Source organism: Burkholderia sp. E168m23, from assembly GCF_016586125.1.
GTDB classification, from domain to species: domain Bacteria; phylum Pseudomonadota; class Gammaproteobacteria; order Burkholderiales; family Burkholderiaceae; genus Burkholderia; species Burkholderia orbicola.
Window position 1 is genome coordinate 1 of sequence record NZ_BCPP01000937.1, and the last position, 2,769, is coordinate 2,769.

Consider the following 2,769-nt stretch of genomic DNA (forward strand, 5'->3'; position numbering starts at 1 on the left):
TGCTGTGATGCCGCGCATCCCGATTGACCGCGCCGTCGCGCCATACGATGCAGGCGCGCGGCGGCACGTGCCCGCCGGGCAGCCGGTCGCGCGCCCGCGGCGGCGTCTCGAACACGATCTTGCCGACCGGCAGCGCGGGCAGCGTCGCGTCGTGCGAGCCGAGATTCAGCGCGATCGTCAGCGTGCTGCCGTCGCCGAGGCGCCAGCGCGCGACCAGTGCGGGCGGGTCGCCGTCGCCCGCGAGCAGCTCGACGCCGAGCGCCTGCGCGTTCGCCAGATGCGGCGTCACGAGCGCCGCGCGCACGGCCAGCGCGCTGCGATAGAAGCGCCGCCACGCGGCTGCGTCGGGCCACGACTCGTCGGGCGGATGGTGCGACGACGAGCGCACGAAGGTCGCGATGTCGTTCGGGTCGGGAATCGCGTCGCGATGCGCGGCGTCGGCGAACGCGGGAAACGCGGCGAATTCGCGGCGCCGGCCTTCGCGCACCGCATCGGCGAGCGCGCCGCGATAGTCGGTGAAGAACTGGAACGGCTGCGTGCTGCCGTCTTCCTCGCCCATGAACAGCAGCGGGATCGACGGCGCGAGCAGCATCAGCGCGGTGGCCGCGCGCACCGCATCGTCGTTCGCGAGCGCACGCAGCCGTTCGCCGAACGCGCGGTTGCCGACCTGGTCGTGGTTCTGCAGGAACACGACGAACGCGGTCGGCGGCAGGTGCGCGCTCGGCTCGCCGCGCGCGGCGCCGTCGTGCAGCGGCGACGGTTCGCCCTGGTACGCGAAGCCTTCGCCGAGCGTGCGCGCGAAATGGCGCAGCGGCGCATCGGCGTACGCGCGGTAGTAACCGTCGCGCTCGCCGGTCAGCAGCACGTGCGCGCTGTTGTGGAAGTCGTCGTTCCATTGCGCATCGAAGCCGCCGGGGCCGAGCAGGCTCGCGGTATTGCGCTCGTTCTCCAGCACGAGATGCACGTGGCGCGCGTCGCCCGCCTGCGCGCGCACGCGGCGCGCGAGTTCGCGCAGCCATGCGTCGTCGTCGATCGCGTGCGCGGCGTCGATGCGCAGCCCGTCGAAGCGGTATTCGTCGAGCCAGTACAGCGCGTTGTCGATGAAGAACGCGCTCGTCTGCGGGCGGGTGAAGTCGATCGCCGGCCCCCACGCGGTCTGCCGGTCCGCGCGGAAGAAGTCGGGTGCGTAGCGCGGCAGCAGGTTGCCGTCGGGGCCGAAGTGGTTGTACACGACGTCGAGGAACACCTGCAGCCCGAGCCCGTGCGCGCTGTCTACCAGCGATTTCAGTTCCTCGGGCCGCCCGTACGACGCATCGGGCGCGAACGGCAGCACGCCGTCGTAGCCCCAGTTGCGTGCGCCGGGAAACGCATTGACGGGCATCAGCTCGACGGCGGTCACGCCGAGTTCGGCGATCGCCGGCAGGCGCCGCTCGACGGCCGCGTAGCCGCCGCACGCGCCGACATGCAGCTCGTAGAGCACCGTTTCGTGCCACGGGCGGCCGCGCCACGCGTCGTGGCGCCAGCGGTACGCGGCCGGATCGACGACCTGGCTCGGGCCGTGCACGTCGTACGGCTGGAAGCGCGACGCGGGATCGGCCACCGCCAGCGCGTCGTCGAGCAGGTAGCGGTACAGCGTGCCGGGGCCGCACGGCGCGACCGTCTCGAACCAGCCGTCGCCGGCGGGCGTCATCGGGATCGCGCGGCCGCCTGCGTCCTGCAGCTCGACGGCGGCGGTGCGGCTCGCGGGCGCCCACAGCCGGAAGCGCGTGCGGTCGGCCTCGACGCAGGTCGCGCCGAACGACGATTCGAATACGTGCGTGCCGGTGGGGCGGGCGGAACGGGATGTCATGGCGGTCCTCAGGAAGACTGATCGGGCGGCGGCACGGCCGCGACCGCGATCACGGCCGCATGCGCGGCGACGTCGAGCCCCGCTTCCGGCCACGAGCGCGGGCCCGAGTCGGGCGTCGCGGTGTCGAGCAGGATGCGGTAATCGAGCACGGGCGCGGGCGGCATGAACGTGATGGTGTCGGCCGATGCGTTCAGCATCACGAGCAACGCCTCGGTGCGCCCGGTGCGGCCGGTGCCGACGCGCCGCATCGTCAGCGCGCGGCGTTCGCCGTCTTCCCACGCGGGCACGGTGAGCGCGTCGCCGCGTTCGTCGAACCAGTCGATCTCGCGCATGCCCGGCGCGCCGTCGCGGTCGCCCGACGGGTAGCGCGGCGCCGACATCACCGGATACATGCGCCGCAGCGCGGCGAGCCGCGACACGAAGCGGGTCATCTGCACGCCGTCGTCGCTGTGCGCCAGGTCCCAGTCGAGCCACGACAGTTCGTTATCCTGGCAATACGCGTTGTTGTTGCCGTGCTGCGTGCGGCCGAATTCGTCGCCGGCCACGAGCATCGGCGTGCCGAGCGCGGTAAACAGCGTCGCGAGCATCGAGCGGGCGACGCGCAGCCGCACGTCGCGGATCGCCGCGTCGTCGGTCGGCCCTTCGACGCCCCAGTTCGCGCTGCAGTTGTCGTCGCGGCCGTCGCGGTTGTCCTCGCCGTTCGCGTCGTTGTGCTTGCCCGCATACGACACGAGGTCGGCCAGCGTGAAGCCGTCGTGCGCGGTGACGAAATTGACCGAGGCCCACGTGCGGCGCCGCCCGTGATTGAACAGGTCGGCCGAGCCCGACAGCCGCGCGGCCAGTTCCGGGCGCTGCCCCGCGTCGCCGCGCCAGAAGCGCCGCACGGTGTCGCGAAACCGGTCGTTCCATTCGGCGAAGCC

The 2,769-nt window shown here is 72.6% G+C and carries 1 protein-coding gene and 1 pseudogene; both read right to left on the reverse strand.

What is annotated here, in order from left to right; genetic code table 11:
• On the reverse strand, positions 1-1,849 hold a 1,849-nt coding region (treZ, locus tag JMF90_RS32235; RefSeq protein WP_201325948.1), incomplete at its 3' end, for a malto-oligosyltrehalose trehalohydrolase.
• A gap of 8 nt (positions 1,850-1,857) precedes the next feature.
• Positions 1,858-2,769, reverse strand: a pseudogene (locus JMF90_RS32240) (glycogen debranching enzyme GlgX); the annotation flags it as partial.